This window comes from Pseudomaricurvus sp. HS19 (assembly GCF_009857815.1).
In the GTDB taxonomy this organism is placed as follows: Bacteria; Pseudomonadota; Gammaproteobacteria; order Pseudomonadales; family Cellvibrionaceae; genus Pseudomaricurvus.
Genome location: NZ_WVVW01000001.1, coordinates 1004438 through 1019115, shown reverse-complemented (window position 1 = coordinate 1019115; position 14678 = coordinate 1004438). Strand labels below are relative to the sequence as shown.

Annotated in this window: 18 protein-coding genes; 10 read left to right on the top strand and 8 right to left on the bottom strand. The window is 60.4% G+C overall.

What is annotated here, in order from left to right; all coding sequences use genetic code 11:
• Positions 1-86 precede the first annotated feature (86 nt).
• Positions 87-899: an SDR family oxidoreductase gene (locus GSF27_RS04555; RefSeq protein WP_160966138.1), complete on the top strand. Its 813-nt coding sequence runs from the start codon at positions 87-89 to the stop codon at positions 897-899.
• Between the two features lie 37 nt (positions 900-936).
• Here the strand turns inward: GSF27_RS04555 and GSF27_RS04550 are convergent, their stop codons facing one another.
• From GSF27_RS04550 to GSF27_RS04540, 3 genes are read right to left on the bottom strand one after another with little or no spacing between them, the layout of a single operon-like run.
• Positions 937-1797 (bottom strand): SDR family NAD(P)-dependent oxidoreductase, encoded by an 861-nt coding sequence (locus GSF27_RS04550; protein WP_202410263.1) that lies wholly within the window; start codon positions 1795-1797, stop codon positions 937-939.
• A 41-nt stretch (positions 1798-1838) separates the two neighbouring features.
• Complete coding sequence (locus GSF27_RS04545) at positions 1839-2237, bottom strand: VOC family protein (RefSeq protein ID WP_160966136.1); 399 nt, start codon at positions 2235-2237, stop codon at positions 1839-1841.
• Positions 2234-3031, bottom strand: a complete 798-nt coding sequence (locus GSF27_RS04540) for an SDR family oxidoreductase (protein ID WP_160966134.1) — start codon at positions 3029-3031, stop codon at positions 2234-2236. The genes GSF27_RS04545 and GSF27_RS04540 overlap by 4 nt, the downstream gene beginning before the upstream one ends.
• Before the next feature lie 306 nt (positions 3032-3337).
• On the opposite strand from GSF27_RS04540, the gene GSF27_RS04535 reads away from it, so the two are divergent.
• Together GSF27_RS04535 and GSF27_RS04530 are read left to right on the top strand one after the other, a co-directional pair.
• The gene (locus GSF27_RS04535; protein WP_160966132.1) at positions 3338-4279 is read left to right on the top strand and encodes an XdhC family protein; all 942 of its coding nucleotides are present in this window, start codon (positions 3338-3340) and stop codon (positions 4277-4279) included.
• Positions 4280-4321: 42 nt separating this feature from the next.
• Positions 4322-4957 (top strand): NTP transferase domain-containing protein, encoded by a 636-nt coding sequence (locus tag GSF27_RS04530; protein ID WP_160966130.1) that lies wholly within the window; start codon positions 4322-4324, stop codon positions 4955-4957.
• 6 nt (positions 4958-4963) lie between these two features.
• Here GSF27_RS04530 and GSF27_RS04525 read toward each other — a convergent pair whose 3' ends face one another.
• Together GSF27_RS04525 and ylqF are read right to left on the bottom strand one after the other, a co-directional pair.
• On the bottom strand, positions 4964-5668 hold the full coding sequence (locus GSF27_RS04525) for a hypothetical protein (RefSeq protein ID WP_160966128.1): 705 nt from the start codon (positions 5666-5668) through the stop codon (positions 4964-4966).
• Positions 5665-6819, bottom strand: coding sequence for a ribosome biogenesis GTPase YlqF (gene ylqF / locus GSF27_RS04520; RefSeq protein ID WP_160966126.1), 1155 nt, complete (start codon positions 6817-6819; stop codon positions 5665-5667). Before ylqF ends, GSF27_RS04525 begins: the two co-directional genes overlap by 4 nt.
• Positions 6820-6955: 136 nt before the next feature.
• Between ylqF and GSF27_RS04515 the strand changes: the two genes are divergently transcribed.
• The 4 genes from GSF27_RS04515 to GSF27_RS04500 all read left to right on the top strand — a co-directional run bounded on the left by GSF27_RS04515 (position 6956) and on the right by GSF27_RS04500 (position 9255).
• Positions 6956-7534, top strand: coding sequence for a hypothetical protein (locus tag GSF27_RS04515; protein WP_370462559.1), 579 nt, complete (start codon positions 6956-6958; stop codon positions 7532-7534).
• A complete protein-coding gene (locus GSF27_RS04510; RefSeq protein WP_160966124.1) occupies positions 7527-8156 on the top strand; it encodes a YigZ family protein in 630 nt (209 codons plus the stop codon). Before GSF27_RS04515 ends, GSF27_RS04510 begins: the two co-directional genes overlap by 8 nt.
• Before the next feature lie 109 nt (positions 8157-8265).
• Entirely contained in the window at positions 8266-8751 is a 486-nt protein-coding gene (locus tag GSF27_RS04505; protein WP_160966122.1) for a peptidylprolyl isomerase, read from the top strand.
• A gap of 63 nt (positions 8752-8814) precedes the next feature.
• A complete protein-coding gene (locus GSF27_RS04500) occupies positions 8815-9255 on the top strand; it encodes a YbaN family protein (RefSeq protein WP_160966120.1) in 441 nt (146 codons plus the stop codon).
• A 22-nt stretch (positions 9256-9277) separates the two neighbouring features.
• Here the strand turns inward: GSF27_RS04500 and GSF27_RS04495 are convergent, their stop codons facing one another.
• Positions 9278-9817: a YaeQ family protein gene (locus GSF27_RS04495; protein WP_160966118.1), complete on the bottom strand. Its 540-nt coding sequence runs from the start codon at positions 9815-9817 to the stop codon at positions 9278-9280.
• Positions 9818-9982: 165 nt separating this feature from the next.
• Here GSF27_RS04495 and GSF27_RS04490 point away from each other — a divergent pair, with 165 nt between their 5' ends.
• Complete coding sequence (locus tag GSF27_RS04490) at positions 9983-10711, top strand: SIMPL domain-containing protein (protein ID WP_160966116.1); 729 nt, start codon at positions 9983-9985, stop codon at positions 10709-10711.
• A gap of 165 nt (positions 10712-10876) precedes the next feature.
• Positions 10877-11326 (top strand): acyl-CoA thioesterase, encoded by a 450-nt coding sequence (locus tag GSF27_RS04485; protein ID WP_160966114.1) that lies wholly within the window; start codon positions 10877-10879, stop codon positions 11324-11326.
• On the opposite strand, the gene GSF27_RS04480 is transcribed toward GSF27_RS04485, so the two are convergent.
• Together GSF27_RS04480 and GSF27_RS04475 are read right to left on the bottom strand one after the other, a co-directional pair.
• Positions 11311-12756 carry an exonuclease domain-containing protein gene (locus GSF27_RS04480; RefSeq protein WP_160966112.1) on the bottom strand — a complete coding sequence of 482 codons (1446 nt, stop codon included), beginning with the start codon at positions 12754-12756 and terminating at the stop codon, positions 11311-11313. The genes GSF27_RS04485 and GSF27_RS04480 overlap by 16 nt on opposite strands.
• Positions 12757-12863: 107 nt before the next feature.
• The gene (locus tag GSF27_RS04475) at positions 12864-13637 is read right to left on the bottom strand and encodes a ferredoxin--NADP reductase (protein ID WP_160966110.1); all 774 of its coding nucleotides are present in this window, start codon (positions 13635-13637) and stop codon (positions 12864-12866) included.
• Positions 13638-13749: 112 nt separating this feature from the next.
• Between GSF27_RS04475 and GSF27_RS04470 the strand changes: the two genes are divergently transcribed.
• Positions 13750-14646: a LysR substrate-binding domain-containing protein gene (locus tag GSF27_RS04470; RefSeq protein ID WP_160966108.1), complete on the top strand. Its 897-nt coding sequence runs from the start codon at positions 13750-13752 to the stop codon at positions 14644-14646.
• Positions 14647-14678 lie beyond the last annotated feature (32 nt).

Below are 14678 nucleotides of genomic sequence, written 5' to 3'. Positions count from 1 at the left end.
GGTCTCCGCTGTGCTTGCTGTTCTGTTGTTATGTGAGTATGAGATTATGATCGGCCACCTGCCTACACAATAATTGAGGAACAAGCATGAACCTGAATGAACGCTATGGCCCCTGGGCCCTGATCGCCGGTGCGTCGGAAGGCACCGGCAGCGCCTTTGCAAGGCAGGTCGCAGCGGCAGGTATCAACTGCATACTGCTCGCCCGTCGTGACGCGCCGCTGCAGGCACTGGCACAGGAGCTGGGCCGCGAATTTGGTATCGAAACCGTCGCCGCCAGTGTGGATCTCTCGGCCACCGATGCACTGGAGCAGATCCAGGCAGTGGTGGGCGAGCGCGAGTTGGGGCTGTTTATCAGCAATGCCGGCGCCGACAGCACCAATACCCGTTTCCTCGACTCGTCACTGGATGCCTGGGTGGGGCAGGTGAATCGCAACGTGATGAACGTGGTGCGTTGCTGTCACCACTTCGGCAGCCAGATGCGCGAACGCAAGCGCGGCGGCATCATTCTGGTGGGATCCGGTGCCTGCTACGGTGGCTCCAGCTTTATGGCAGTTTATTCCGCCACCAAGGCGTTTGACCTCAACTTTGGTGAAGGGCTGTGGGCGGAGCTGCAACCTCACGGTGTGGATGTGTTGAATCTTATCCTCGGCCAGACCGATACGCCGGCGTTCCGGGAAACCCTGGCCAAAACCGGCCAGCCAGTGCCGCCGAACCTGGCACGACCGGAGGATGTGGCGAGGGTTGGATTGGAGCGTCTGCCACACGGTCCGGTGCACAACTGGGGTCTGGCGGATGATGAGGCGGGCTACCTGCCGATGTCAGCGGCGGCCCGTCGCGGGCGTATTCTCGCCATTGATCAGGTCACTAAAGCCATTTTTGGTGAAGACGGGGCAAAATAGACTTTTACCCCATCCTGGTGGAGTGCGCGAATCGGTCTCAGTTTTCCGCACTCGCCACCAGTTTTTCGCTCTCCAGCCAGAAACGCTCCACAATGGTTTCATCACTGGCCCACGGGTGCGGTTCGCGTGGTGCGGAGTTCGCAAAGTAGCCGCCATTTTCCTGTGCCTCCGCGCTGGTGGCCAGCCATATCAGGGTACTGGCCCCTTCCTCCGTCGACTGCATCCCCTTGGCAGCCACCTGGGCCTTGGCATCGGCATCAAAGCAGTCAAAAAAGTGCGAGTCCACAATGCCGGGGTGGAAAGCGTGTACGACGATGCCATCCTTTTTGACCCGCTTGCCCAGCGCTTTGGTAAACAGCACATTGGCCAGCTTGCCGGTGCAGTACGCCATACCGTAGTTCCAGTTTTGCAGGTTTTGCATATCTTCCAGGTTAAAGCCCGGGATCATTTCACCCGCATCCGATGCGGTGTTGATAACGCGCACAGAACCGGGCCCTGACGCCGCGGCAGTCTTTTGCAGCAGTGGCAGAAGCTCACGGGTCAACACAAAGTGGCCGAGGTGGTTCGCCGCAAAATTCTCTTCCAGGCCTTCACTGGTGATGACCTTCTCTTTTGCCATGCCGCCGGCGTTATTGGCCAGCAGGTTGAGGCGATCGGTGAGCTGTTGTACTTCAGTCGCGATGCGTCGAGCCTCTGCCAGCAGTGCCAGGTTGCCTGTGATCATGGTGACGTCACCGCTGCTGGAGGCAGCAATAATTTGCTCCCTGGCGGCTGCGCAACGTTCCGGGTTGCGACCGGTGGCAATAATCTTCCAGCCTTGTGCGGCCAGGGCTTTGGCGGCGGCGAGGCCAATGCCGGAGCTGGCACCGGTGATAAGGGCAACGGGGGCGTGAGTCATTATTGTTCTCCTGATGTGTTGATGTTGCGTCGCTGGAGCTGTCAGCGTGATTGTGTCGGGCTGTGAAAACTCAGTTCCAGCAGTACGCCGTGCGGGTCCTTGAGGAATACCTGTGTCAGCCCGAGGGCTTCGCGTTCATAGACGGCCGGACGCAGGTTCATGCGGTGCAGGCGTGCCAGCATCACCTCTTTGTCATCGCAGCGCAGGGCGATGTGATGAACTGGGTCGGTATTGGCGTCGTTCGGGGTGTGGCTGTCTTCCGTTTGTTGCAGGTGCAGAATCGGGTTGCCACAGCTGTCCTTGAGCCAAATTGCCTTGCGTGAGGAGATACCGCCGGGAACATCGGTAGCTTGCAGTCCGAGGGCCTCAATATAAAACCGCGCCGTGGCTTCTATGTCTGCGGTGCGCAGGTTGATGTGATCCAGTCCCTGTACACTCATCGCCCGGACCCCGGTTTCATGCCGGCAGCCATGGCTTGCAGGGCCTGGGCACGGGGCAGGGAGAGCAGCTGCTCAAAGGATTGGCGGTAGTGATCGCTGGGGATATAGACCGGGCCGTTGGTGATGTTCTCCAGCGTCAGTTGTGCCACGTCCTCCGGGGACATCAGGTTGCTGAGGGTGGCCGGATCGATACCCTGTTTGGCCGGGGCTTCGGTGTCGGTGGCGCCGGGGCAGAGGGTCAGTATATCGATGGGGTCGGCGGCGTACTCCGCCCACAGGGCTTCGCCCAGGTTGACCAGAAAGCCTTTGCTGGCGGAATAGACCGCGGAGTAGGGGCAGCCCAGCAGGCCTTCCACCGAGGCGGTAAAAATAACGCCCCCGCGACCCCGTGCCTGCAGGCGTGGCAGGAAGCCCTGGGCCAGTGCCATGGGCGAGTGGCAGTTAACCTGCAGCATGGCGCTCATCAACTGCGGATCACCATGGGTGAAGTGACCCTTGTAGCCAAAACCGGCGTTACAGATCAGCAGTCCGGTATCCAGCTCGCGGGTGGCTGCGAGAATCTGCTCAGACGCATCGGCGCTGGCCAGGTCGGCTTGCACTACAGTGACCCCTGTCTGGTATTGCTGGTACAAACTGTCTGCCAACTGCTGCAAGCGATCATTACGACGTGCCACCAGCACCAGGTCAAAGCCTTTGGCGGCCAGGTTGGCGGCAAAGGAGGCGCCGATTCCGGAGGAGGCGCCGGTTATCACGGCCACCGGGCCGTACTTCTGCAAAAAATCGTTATTATTCATAGAGGTCTCTGGGTAAAACACTGTCCCGATGCTAGCAAAAAGCCCGGGAGCCTGTCTGATGGCGTGGCCCTATTGCCATATCAGTGTCCCTATTGCCATATCAGTGTCCCTGTTTTCGCGCCGCAGTCCAGTGGCTGTCGGGACCGGCGTCACTATCACCGGATAGCTGATGATGTATAAAATGTCAGTCATCTGACACCAATATTTGGTCGTTGTCTTCTGGCGACGACTGGGGTTTTGACAGCCTGTGCGCTGTCGCTGCGACGCCGGGCAAAGATTGTCCGGTGCTCACTGAAGAGGATCATTGTGCAAGGTTCACAACACGAAGTCCTGCTCTGCGCGCAACAGGCGCTGCAACAGGGTATTTCCGCCACGCTGGTTTCGGTGGCGAACACTTACGGCACATCACCAAGGCCTGTGGGGTCGATTATGGTGGTGTGTGGCGACGGTCGCTTTGCCGGCTCGGTATCCGGTGGCTGTATCGAGGAGGATCTGCTGCAGCGCCTGGTGGAGCAGCCACCGCAGCAGTGCACCCTGGAGCGTTTCGGCGAGACGGCAGAGGAGCGGGAGCGCCTGAAGTTGCCCTGTGGGGGCAGCCTGGACCTGTTGCTGGAGCCATTGCGCTCACCCGCAGAGGTGGAGCCGCTGCTGCAGGCCATTGAGCAGCGCCGCACCCTTACACGCCACGTGGAGTTGGCGTCCGGGGTAGTTACCCTCGAGGCCTATCGCGGAGAACACAAGGCCGAACTCACGTCGCAGGGCTGGACCAATATTTTCGGTCCGGTATGGCGCCTGTTGATTGTGGGTGCTGGCGAAACCTCTGCCTATCTCGCCGAGCTGGCGCGGGCTCTGGAGTACCGGGTTCTGGTGGCCGACCCGCGGCCTGAATACCGGGCGCAATGGCGACCTGAACTGGGGCAGCTGTGCGACGGTTATCCCGATGATGTGTTGCGGGATCTGCAGCCGGACCCGCGCACCGCCGTGGTCACCCTGAGCCACGATCCCAAGCTGGATGACCTGGCGCTTCTGGAAGCCTTGCAATCGGAAGCATTTTTTATCGGTGCGCTGGGGTCCGTGAGAACCAATCAGGGACGCCGGCAGCGGCTGCAGAAACATTTCGGCATTACCGACGCCCAGTTGCAGCGATTGCACGGCCCGGTGGGGTTGCCCATCGGCAGCAAGACGCCAATGGAGATTGCCTTGTCGGTGGCAGCGCAACTGACCGCCGCCCGTCATGGATTGGTGTAACAGTCATTACAAAAAAATAAGAATGATTCAGGGGGGGGATTGATGGAAGGTGAGCTGCAGGTACTGTTGTTGGCTGCGGGGCAGGGCAGCCGTTTTGGGGGGGATAAATTGCTGGCGCCGATGGCGGATGGCCGGCCGGTGTTGCAGCACACTTGTGAGCGTTTGCAGCAGGCGGGGCTGACGCCGCTGTGCCTGGTGCGGGCGCAAGACTATCCGTTACAGGCACTGTTGGAACGTCTGGGCATTGAGTGGCGGGCAGTCACCGCCGACGGTCGTGCCCAGCCTATGAGTGTCAGTCTGCAGGAGGGGGTTAAGGCCTCCGCTGACGCCGATGGCTGGATGATCGTGCTGGGGGATATGCCCTTTGTGGCGGTGGAAACCTATCGCCGGTTGCAACAGAGTTATTGGCAGCAGCGGCAAAGTCGTGGTGAAGATGCGCCGCTGATTGTGCGGCCATTTTTCCAGCCCGGGGAGACTCCCGCAGCCATGCAACCGGGGCACCCGGTCATCTTCAGTCGTCAATTTATGTGGTCGTTGCGACAGCTCACTGGCGATGAAGGCGGTCGCTCGGTGATTCACGCCTACCCGCAGGCACTGTACCGGTTAGCCGTCACCGATGCAGGGGTGTTGCGGGATGTGGATCAACCTGCGGACCTGCAGGGCGGCGAACAGCGCTAAGGATTGTTATTCGGGGTGAGTGCTATCGCCGCTGTCAGTGTGCGGTAGTTCCAGCCTGGCAAAATCCCGCGGCGCCACATACTGCACCAGCTCCTTTGCCTCGTCACTGCGTGCAATATGCACCCCTTTCTCCGGGTAGAAATAGTGCACGGCATCGGCAGTCGCTACCTTACGGGCAGGTTCGCCAAAGCGGGCCACAATCACCTCGTCACTGAGGTTAGCCGTGGGCACAAAACCGAGGCCGGCAATGGTCCACTCCTGGATGCGTTGCAGGTCGCTGGCGTTGAGCAAAAACTTGCGTGAGCCTGTGTCGATGTAAGATGAACTGGCAGCGTTGGCCTGCATGGTTTCCAGTGTCTCCTGCGCCGCGTCTACCCGGGCAATCAACTTGCCCTTGATCGGGCCGGCGGAAAAACTGGTGTAGAAGATTTCCAGTCCGCTGTGATCGTTATCGTCACTGATGATCGCCAGTTCATGATCCTCACCCAATTGTTGCAGCAGTTGGGCGACGGTTACTTCGCCCAGGTGCAGGCGAAACACCTCGCTGGTGCCGTCTTCGAAGGTGGTGATTTTCCATGGTAGTGGCGCCTGCTCAAGCTGGCTGACAGAGCCGCTGTCGGGTCTCAGCAGCCAGACGACAGCAATGGCTACGGCTGCCACAATCAGGATGGTAAGGGAGACTGGCAGTGATCGGCGGTTGGTGGTGGTCATTTACGCTTGCGTCCCTTGGGTGAATTGGCTGGCTGTCGGGAGGAAGTTGCCTTTGTGGCCTGTTTTTGCGTGCCCGGTTTTTTGGCCTTGGATACTGCCGACTTTTTCGCTGCGGGTGTGGCGGCAGATCGGCTTGGTATCCTGGAGGTCTTACCTGCGGCTCCCGGTTTGGTTTCCTTTTTCGGTTTATGTGCCTGTGCCTGTGTCTGGGCCTCACTGTGGTTGCGAGGTTCACTGCCAGCCTTGAAACGCTCCTTGCGCGCCGCTTTCTCCTCTTCTTTCAGGCGTTCCTGCTCTGCCAGTTCGATCTCCTCGCGGGTGATCATCTCCGGCGTCTCCAGGGTGACGGGACCCAGCATGCCGGCCCGCATCTCATTCACCAGCAGTTCGCAAATCTTGTGCAGGTTGGCGCGCCCGCCACTGGCCAGGGCGCCGCGGCGGGTGGCGGCCTGTTCCAGGAACTCCAGCTCGGTACCGGGCAGTTCATCCAGGTTATAGCGCTCCCTGAGGCGCTCCGGGTAGGCCTTCAGCAGGTAATCCGCGAGGTAGAAGCCGACGTCGTCGTACTCCATGGCGGTGTCCTTGATGGCACCGGTGGCAGCCAGGCGGTAGCTGCTGTGGGGATTCTCCACCTTGGGCCAGAGGATGCCGGGGGTGTCCAGCAGCAGGATGCCATTGCCGAGGTTGATGCGTTGCTGGCTTTTGGTGACCGCCGGTTCGTTACCGGTCTTGGCAATGATGCGATCGGCGAGAATATTGATCAGTGTGGATTTACCCACATTGGGGATGCCGACAATCATGGTGTGAATGGTTTTCACACTGGCATCCTTGGCGGGCAGCATCTTGCGGCACAGCTCCAGCAGCGCTTTCATGCGTCCGGGATCCTGGGTGCTGACCGCCAGTGTCTTCACCCCTTTCTCCTGTTCCAGAAACGCCTGCCAGCGGGCGGTGATGTCGGCATCGGCGAGATCGCACTTGGTTAACACCTTGATACAGGGCTTGTCGCCTCGCAGTTTGGCAATGGCCGGGTTTTCGCTGGAGTAGGGGATGCGGGCATCCAGCACCTCAATCAGCAGATCCACCTGTGGCAAAACCTCTTTCATCTGCTTCTGGGCCTTGTGCATGTGGCCGGGATACCAGTGGATTGCCATAGCGGGGTGCCTGTCTCGGGAGTGGTTGGCTGGACGGCGGCCATTGTAACGGCTGAGCCAGCGTGAGGCGACAGGCGTCGGCGCGACAGTGCGGGAAGTGCTTGTTATAGTGCCGGCTTTTGCGCCGGAGCCATGTGTGACACAGAAGAGTGCCCCCTGTGGGTTGGGCGGAGTAAAACCAGCGATCAGCTTCTACCTTGCCAACCGGCCGCCGCTGCCGGAATTCCGGCAGTTGCAGGCAGTGCGTCCGCTGCTGGCCGGTGAGATCGCCCATATCGTCGCCCACAGCAGCAACCATTGGCGCAAGGTCTTTAACGTGCTGGCCAAGTTTGTCTTTGAACTGCCACTGGCCGGGGTGCAGGGTCACTTCAGTAGCTGGCAGGCGTATCGCGATCAGGCGCTGTTGCAGGCGGACGGTCATGAGCAGTTGCTCTTCTCCGCGCCCGACTGGCAGAGCTCACCCGGCGGGTTGGCTGGCGGCGTGCAGGATAGCCGCGTGCAGGAAAGCCGAGTGCACATTGTGATGGGCAAGACCTACGCAGCGACGCTGGCGTTACCGCAGCTGGTCTGGCTGGATGAGTATTTCGCGGTAAACCGGGAGCGTGGCGTAATTGTCTGTCCCTACCCGGACTATCGGCAGCTGAGTAACGCCCGCATCGGGCAATTGCTGGAGCTGGTCACCCCCATGTTGCCAGGGGATATAACGGATGAGTGATTACAGTGTTCCCGCCGCGCCGTTGCAGGTGGAGTATGAGATCAAAAAGAGCCGCTTTATTGCCCGTGCGGCATTGGCCCGCGACCGTGAGCAGGCGTTGCAGGTGCTGGCTGAGGCCAAGGCGCAGTTCCCCGACGCGCGCCATCACTGCTGGGCCTACCTGATTGGCAATCCCTGGTCGCCGGGCACGGTGGCCATGTCTGACGACGGTGAACCCACTGGCACCGCCGGTAAACCGATCCTTAACGTCTTGCAGCACAAGCAGGTGGGGGACATCATGCTGGTGGTGTCACGCTACTTTGGCGGCATCAAGCTGGGTGCCGGTGGTTTGGTGCGTGCCTATAGCCAGGCTGCACAACTGGTGATGGCAGACCTGTCATTGGCCCGCCAGGTCAGTCTCTGTCGCCGGGAGGTGCAGCTGGATTTTTCCCTGGAGCAGGGGCTGCGCCACTGGATGGACCTGCATGGTGGTCATCTGGTCGAAGTCAGCTATACACAGCAGGTAAATATGGTACTGGACCTGCCTGAATCTGCACTGCAGCCATTGCAGGAGTTCGCTGCTGCGAACGGGATGGTGGTCTCCGTGGTTAATGACACCGGGGATGACAATCCCACGGCTTAGGGCAGTCCAGGGTTCATTGCCACAGGCGTTGACTGTGGCATACTGCGCCGGTTTTATGGTCCGCTCACAGAAAGAGCGGGCTCAGTATCGTCAAGTAACAGGTATCCCCATGAATATCAGCAAAGATAAAGTTGTCTCTCTCCACTACCGCCTGAAGGAAGAGGGTGGTGAGGTGTTTGAGGACTCCCATGAGGGCAGTCCGGTCCTCTACCTGCATGGCCATAACAACATGCTGGCGGGCCTGGAGTCTGCGCTGGAAGGCAAGGCCGCCGGCGACAGCTTCGACGTCACCCTGACCCCGGAGCAGGGTTATGGTGTGCGTCAGGAAGGCGCCACCCAGCGTATCCCCAAGAAGCACCTGCTGACCAAGGGCAACATCAAGCCCGGCCAGATCGTACAGGTCAACACCGAGCACGGCCCGCAGGATGCGGTGGTGGTCAAGGTGGGCCTGAAAAACGTGGATATCGACTCCAACCATCCGTTGGCGGGTAAAACCCTGGTGTTTGCCATCGAGATTGTGGATGTGCGCGAGGCCAGCAGCGAAGAGCTGTCGCACGGCCACGCCCATGGAGTCGGCGGTCATCAGCACGACTGATCCATCCAGTCTGTGCCAATCCGGCCAGTGTCAATTTAGTCAGTGGCAGTCAAGTCAGTGGCAATGACGCGGTGGGTGCTGATAGCGCTGGGCTGGACCAGCCTGGTACTGGGCATTATCGGTATCTTCCTGCCGATACTGCCCACCACTCCCTTTGTCATCCTGGCCGCCTGGTGCTTCTCCCGCTCCAGCCAGCGCTTCCATGACTGGCTGCGCAATCACCGCTACTTCGGCCTGATTGTGCGAAGCTGGGAAGAGGGGCGCGGCATCCCCCGTCACATCCGTAATCGAGTGTTAATCCTGCTCTGGTTCAGCCTCTTCTCATCGTCCCTGATCCTGCGCTCCGGCTGGATTGCGCTGCTGCTGATGCTGGTGGGCACCGGAGTAACCCTCTATCTGCTGCGCCTGCCGGTGCTGGACCAGTGGCCGCCTGAGGAGGGTGATCCGGAGGGAGATAGCGGGGTAAACGGGGCCGGCAATAAGCGCGAGGACGGCGACCGCTGAGGATCGCCACCGGGCAGCTGCATTAATTCAGTAATGGCTGTAACTGCAGTTCTGTCGCAAAGTCCTCTCCGGCAATATTCACCGTGTTTTCTTCCAGCGTCAGGTGCCATTCCGAGCCGCGCTGCAGGTGTGCGGCCAGGGCTTCCAGTTCGTCAGTGGGCAATTGTACGGCTCGCACATTGGGCAGTCGCTGGCGCTCGGCATTGAGGGATTGCAGCCACTGCTGCGCACGCTGGTTGTCGTAGCAGTACACCAGCACCTGTCGAGCCTTGCCGCTGGCCTGGCGCAGGCGCCTGACATCCGGCTGTCCCAGCTCAATCCACAGGGCGATGGAACCATCGGGCTCCTTCTGCCAGATATCCGGTTCGTCGGAGGTGCTCAGGCCACGGGTGAAGTCCAGTGTCTCACTGGCGTTACAGGCAAAGGCAATCAGTCTGGCGGTCAGGCGGGTGGTGGTTTCCGACGGGTGCAGGGCCACTGTCAGGCTATGCTGCTGATAGTAGTGACGGCTGAGGTCGGCGATGTGCAGGCGCACTTTGTAGATGGTTGCCTTGAGGGCCATGGATATTCCGTTGTCTGTTTTCAGGCTGCGGGAGGCACGCCGGGGCAGGGATTATATCCCCTGCGGGGGAGAACTGCTGGTAAAGGTTGCGGTCTCAGGTGCTTCGCAGCCGTGCTGCAGGATAACAGGCAAGTTCCCACAGGGAGACAATTGATGGAGATAAACATGAACAGGACAGGTCGTAACCCGATTCTTATGGCGCTGGGTTTGGTTTTGCTGGTGGGTATCAGCGGCTGCAATCAGGCAGAACGGGTGGCTCCGGTAGCACAGGCGTCCGCCAGTGGCAGTGGCGAAGTTTCAGCAGCGCCGGATATGGCGGTCATCAGCGGCGCAGTTATAGCCAACGCCGACCAGCCGGATGCGGCCCTGGGGGCGGTCAGGCAACAGCTCGACAGCCTGATCAACGCAGTGCTGGCGCAGCAGGTGGAGAAGAAGGACCTGCAGGCTGCGCAGGTAACCGTGACACCGCAGTGGCACTATCCCCGTGATGGCAAACGTGAACTCACCGGTTACGAGGCGAGGGCCGGTTTCAGCCTGACACTGCGTGACCTGGAGCAGTTGCCTGCGGTCTATTCGGTGCTGGCGCAAGCGGGTGTGGCGCAACTGCAGGCGCCGCAATTTGATTTCAGTAACCGTGACGAGCTGGAACTGCAGGCAATCGGCCGTGCGGTGGAGCATGCCCGGCGCAAGGTAGTGGCCGGTCTCGATCCGTTGCAGGCGGGCCTTGGGGATGTGCAGCAGCTCAATGTGGATACCCAGTGGCAGCGGCCGATGATGAAAACCGCGGTCTCCGCCGTGCTGATGGAGGCTGCGGCAGATCGTGAGCCCCGGCTCAATGTGGGTGAGCAGACCATTACCGCGACCGTACAGGTGGTGTTCGCCATCAAACATTGATGGCTTTCGCTCCGTCGCCGGTGGTGGGTGCGGGGAAACACGAGTTACGTTATTCTGCGCCAGGAGGCTGCTGTGTCGTGGTGGCCGGGTACCCGGACCTGCGGGTGCCTGTCGCTGACTTCGATACCGCGGCGTTGCTGATCAATAGCGTGATTTGGGGAATGCATGGCTCGCGAACATACGACAGAGATGACCGTACTGGTCACACCGGATATGAGTAACTTCGGCGGCAAGATGCACGGCGGCGAGCTGTTGAAACTGCTGGATAAGGTCGCCTATACCTGCGCCATGCGCTTCAGTGGCAAGTATGTGGTCACCCTGTCGGTGGACCAGGTGCTGTTCAAGGAGCCGGTGGCCATCGGCGAGCTGGTCTCCTTCAAGGCGGCGGTGAACTACACCGGTCGCACCTCCATGGAAGTGGGTATCCGCGTTACCGCGGAAAACCTGCAGGAGGGGACGGTACGGCATACCAACTCCTGCTATTTCACCATGGTGGCGGTGGACGCCGACAGTCGCCCATCCCCGGTAGAGGCGCTGGTGCCCGCCGACGATGAAGCCCGCCGTCGCTGGCGCGAGGCGGAACAGCGCCGCATCCAGCGTCAGTCTGCGCCCTGATCCTTGACCTGAGACCCCATGGAAGGCGCCAGTTCGATCACCTCGTGCTGGCCCTTGTGTATGGCCTTATAGAGCAGGCGGTAACTTTCCACATCAAACATCACTTCTGTCGGCGCTTGTTGCAACAGCGCGAGTGCCGCCGTTGTGTCGGCAGCGGTGCCCAGGTACGCCCAGTGACAGATGATGTGCAGGCAGCTTTGTGAGCGGTCTGGGCTCTGTTCGCGTATGGCAATGGGGCCGGGGTAGGGCCACGCTGCCAGTTTCTTTGCATTGAAAGCCTCCAGCAGGCGCTGGTTGTGCTGGTCAATACTCTCCACGCCCTCGCAGGCGCCATGGCACTGCCCCAGTTGACGGGCAAAACAGGCCCCGTTGCCGCTCTCCAGTCCCAGCACCCGATTGCACAATTGGCGCTCGCGAATCAGCGCATTGAGGGCGTTGCGGGCGCTGCCGCGGTTGCGGTAGGGGCCGTACAGATCCCGTTCCGGCAGCCAGCCTTGTGCCGGACGATTGTGCAGCTGTGGCTGCAGTGCGGAATTGGCCCCCGGTAACAGCTCCCACACCCACAGGCTCTGGTAGCGTCGCTGCCGGCGGTTGTAGATCGGCGACAGGGATTTGATCTGCTCGTTTTCCAGCAACAGCGCCCCCAGTTCGCCGACGGTTTGCCGAAAATCAATGCGCCGCACCGACTGGCTCAGCGCCATCTCCTTGCCGGAGCTGTGGTCGGCATTGAAGTGGGAGAGGATACGGGTACGCAGGGTTTTACTCTTGCCAACATAGAGGAGGGAATCCTGCTCGCCGTAGAAATAGTAGACCCCCGGCGTATTGGGTATGACTTCAAGTTCCGCCGGATCAATATGGGGTGGCAGCGCCGGCCGTCGTAACTGTTTGGCCGCCGCTGCATCCACCGCCTGCTGGCCACATTGCGCAATGGCGAAACAGAGAAAGGCAAACATCGCCTGCACGTCCGCCATGGCGCGATGGCTTTGCGAGCGTGGGTAGCCGATCTGCTGGCAGATGGCATCCAGTCCGTGACGGGGCCAGTCCGGGAACAGCTCCCGCGCCAGTTTCAGGGTGCAGACAATTTTTGGTTTGAAATCGTAGCCGCAACGGCGAAACGCCGCTTTCAGGAAACCGTAGTCGAAGCGGGCGTTGTGGGCCACGAACAGGCAATCCTGCAGCTGCAGCCAGAGCTCATTGGCAACCTGTTCGAAGGCAGGCTTGTCCGCCACCATCAGTGGCGTAATACCGGTGAGCTGCTGAATAAATTCGGGAATGCCGGTGCCGGGATTGAGCAGCTGCTCCCAGCTTTGGGGGGCGGTGTCGGCGCGACAGCGCAGCAGTCCCACTTCGGTAATGCGGTCGGCGCCAGTGCTGGCGCCGGTGGTTTCCAGGTCCACCAGCGCACAGGGGAGGTTCAGCAGTTGAATCATCGTCGTAATACAGCAGTAGGGTGTTGAGTGTCAGGTGGCTAACTTACGTTCTCCACACGCATCTTACACCGTATGTGTGACATCAACTGCCGGGCGAGCGTTGTTTATTAACGCTCTACGAACGCTCGCTCAATCACGTAATCGGCCTTGTAACCCTGGCGGGATTCCTTGAAACCCTGCTCCTCCAGCCAGTGGGTGCAGTCGCGCAACATGCCCTGGCTGCCGCAGATCATGAAACGATCCTGAGCAGGGTCGATGTTGTCGAGACCGAGCTTTGTGGTCAGTTCGCCGCTTTGCAGGTGGGTGGTGATACGGCCTTCGTTGCGGTAGGGCTCACGACTCACTGTGGGGTAGTAGAGCAGCTTTTTGCGAATCTCTTCGCCGAGGTATTCGTCCTGCGGCAGCTCATTTTCAATCAGCTCCTGATAGGCCAGGTCCGAAACCTGGCGTACGCCGTGGGTCAGGATAATACGGTCAAAACGCTCGTAGACTTCCGGGTCGCGGATCACGGCGAGGAAGGGGGCCAGGCCGGTGCCGGTGCTGACCAGGTAGAGGTTGCGGCCGGGCAGCAGGTAGTCCACCAGCAGGGTGCCGGTGGGTTTGTTGCTGACCAGAACCTCGTCTCCCACCTGCAGGTGCTGCAGGCGTGAGGTGAGGGGGCCGTTGGGCACCTTGATGCTGAAAAACTCCATTTCATCGTCGTAGTTGGCGCTGGCGATACTGTAGGCGCGGGTGAGGGGTTTGCCGTCCACTTCCAGCCCCACCATCACAAACTGGCCGTTGCTGAATTGCAGGCCGCGTTCACGGGTGACCCGGAAGCTGAACAGCTTGTCGTTCCAGTGGTGCACGCTGGTAACCCGTTCCCGGAGTAGCTCCGCCATGGTATAGCCCCCATCAAATGTTAACTTGCCGACACCTTATCGTCTGGATACTATATCTGCAAAACTCATAATTTATTTGATGTTAATCAGAAAATCCGATTAAGGCCTGAGTATGAAATATTCCCTGCGGCAGCTGGAGGTGTTCCTGGCGGCGGCCCACTTTGAAAACATCACCCGCGCGGCGGAGCACCTGGCCATGTCCCAGTCGGCGGCCAGCAGTTCGTTGCGGGACCTGGAGCAGCAGTTCGATATCCAGCTCTTTGACCGGGTGGGCAAGCGCCTGCAGCTCAACGAGCTGGGCCGCACCTTGCGCCCGAAGGCGGAGGCACTGTTGGCGCAGGCGGAGTCCTTTCAGCGGGATCTGGCCCGTCACCAGGAGCTGGGGTTGCTGAAGGTGGGCGCCACTCTCACCATCGGCAATTACCTGGCGGTGGAGATGATGGCGGACTACATGAACCGCCACGAGGGCGCGGATGTGCAGCTGACGGTGGCCAATACCGAAGCCATAGCCCGCATGGTGGCCAACTATGAAATTGATATTGGGCTGGTGGAAGGGGAGCTGCAGCACCCCGATCTGGAGGTAATACCGTGGCGTGAAGACGACCTGGTGGTGTTCTGCGCCCCGGGGCATCCGCTGGCGGAGAAGGGTGTGATGGACGATGAGGATCTGCTGGCGGCACCGTGGGTAGTGAGGGAGTCGGGATCCGGCACGCGGCAGGCGTTTGATCGCGCCATGCATGGATTGTTGCCGGATTTGCAGATTCGCCACCAGCTGCAGCATACCGAGGCCATCAAGCGAGCGGTAGAGGCGGGGCTGGGTATTGGATGCCTGTCGGAGATTACCCTGCGGGACGCGTTCCGGCGCGGCAGCCTGATCCCGCTGGCGGTACCCCACCGGGACTGGCACCGTCGCTTTTATATCGTCCTGCACAAGCAGAAGTACCGTGGGCCGGGTATCGATCACTGGCTGCAGTTGTGCGACAGCTACCAGCCCAAAGCGGGCAGCTGATTGTCGCTGCGGTGGTCTGACGGGAGCCCTGA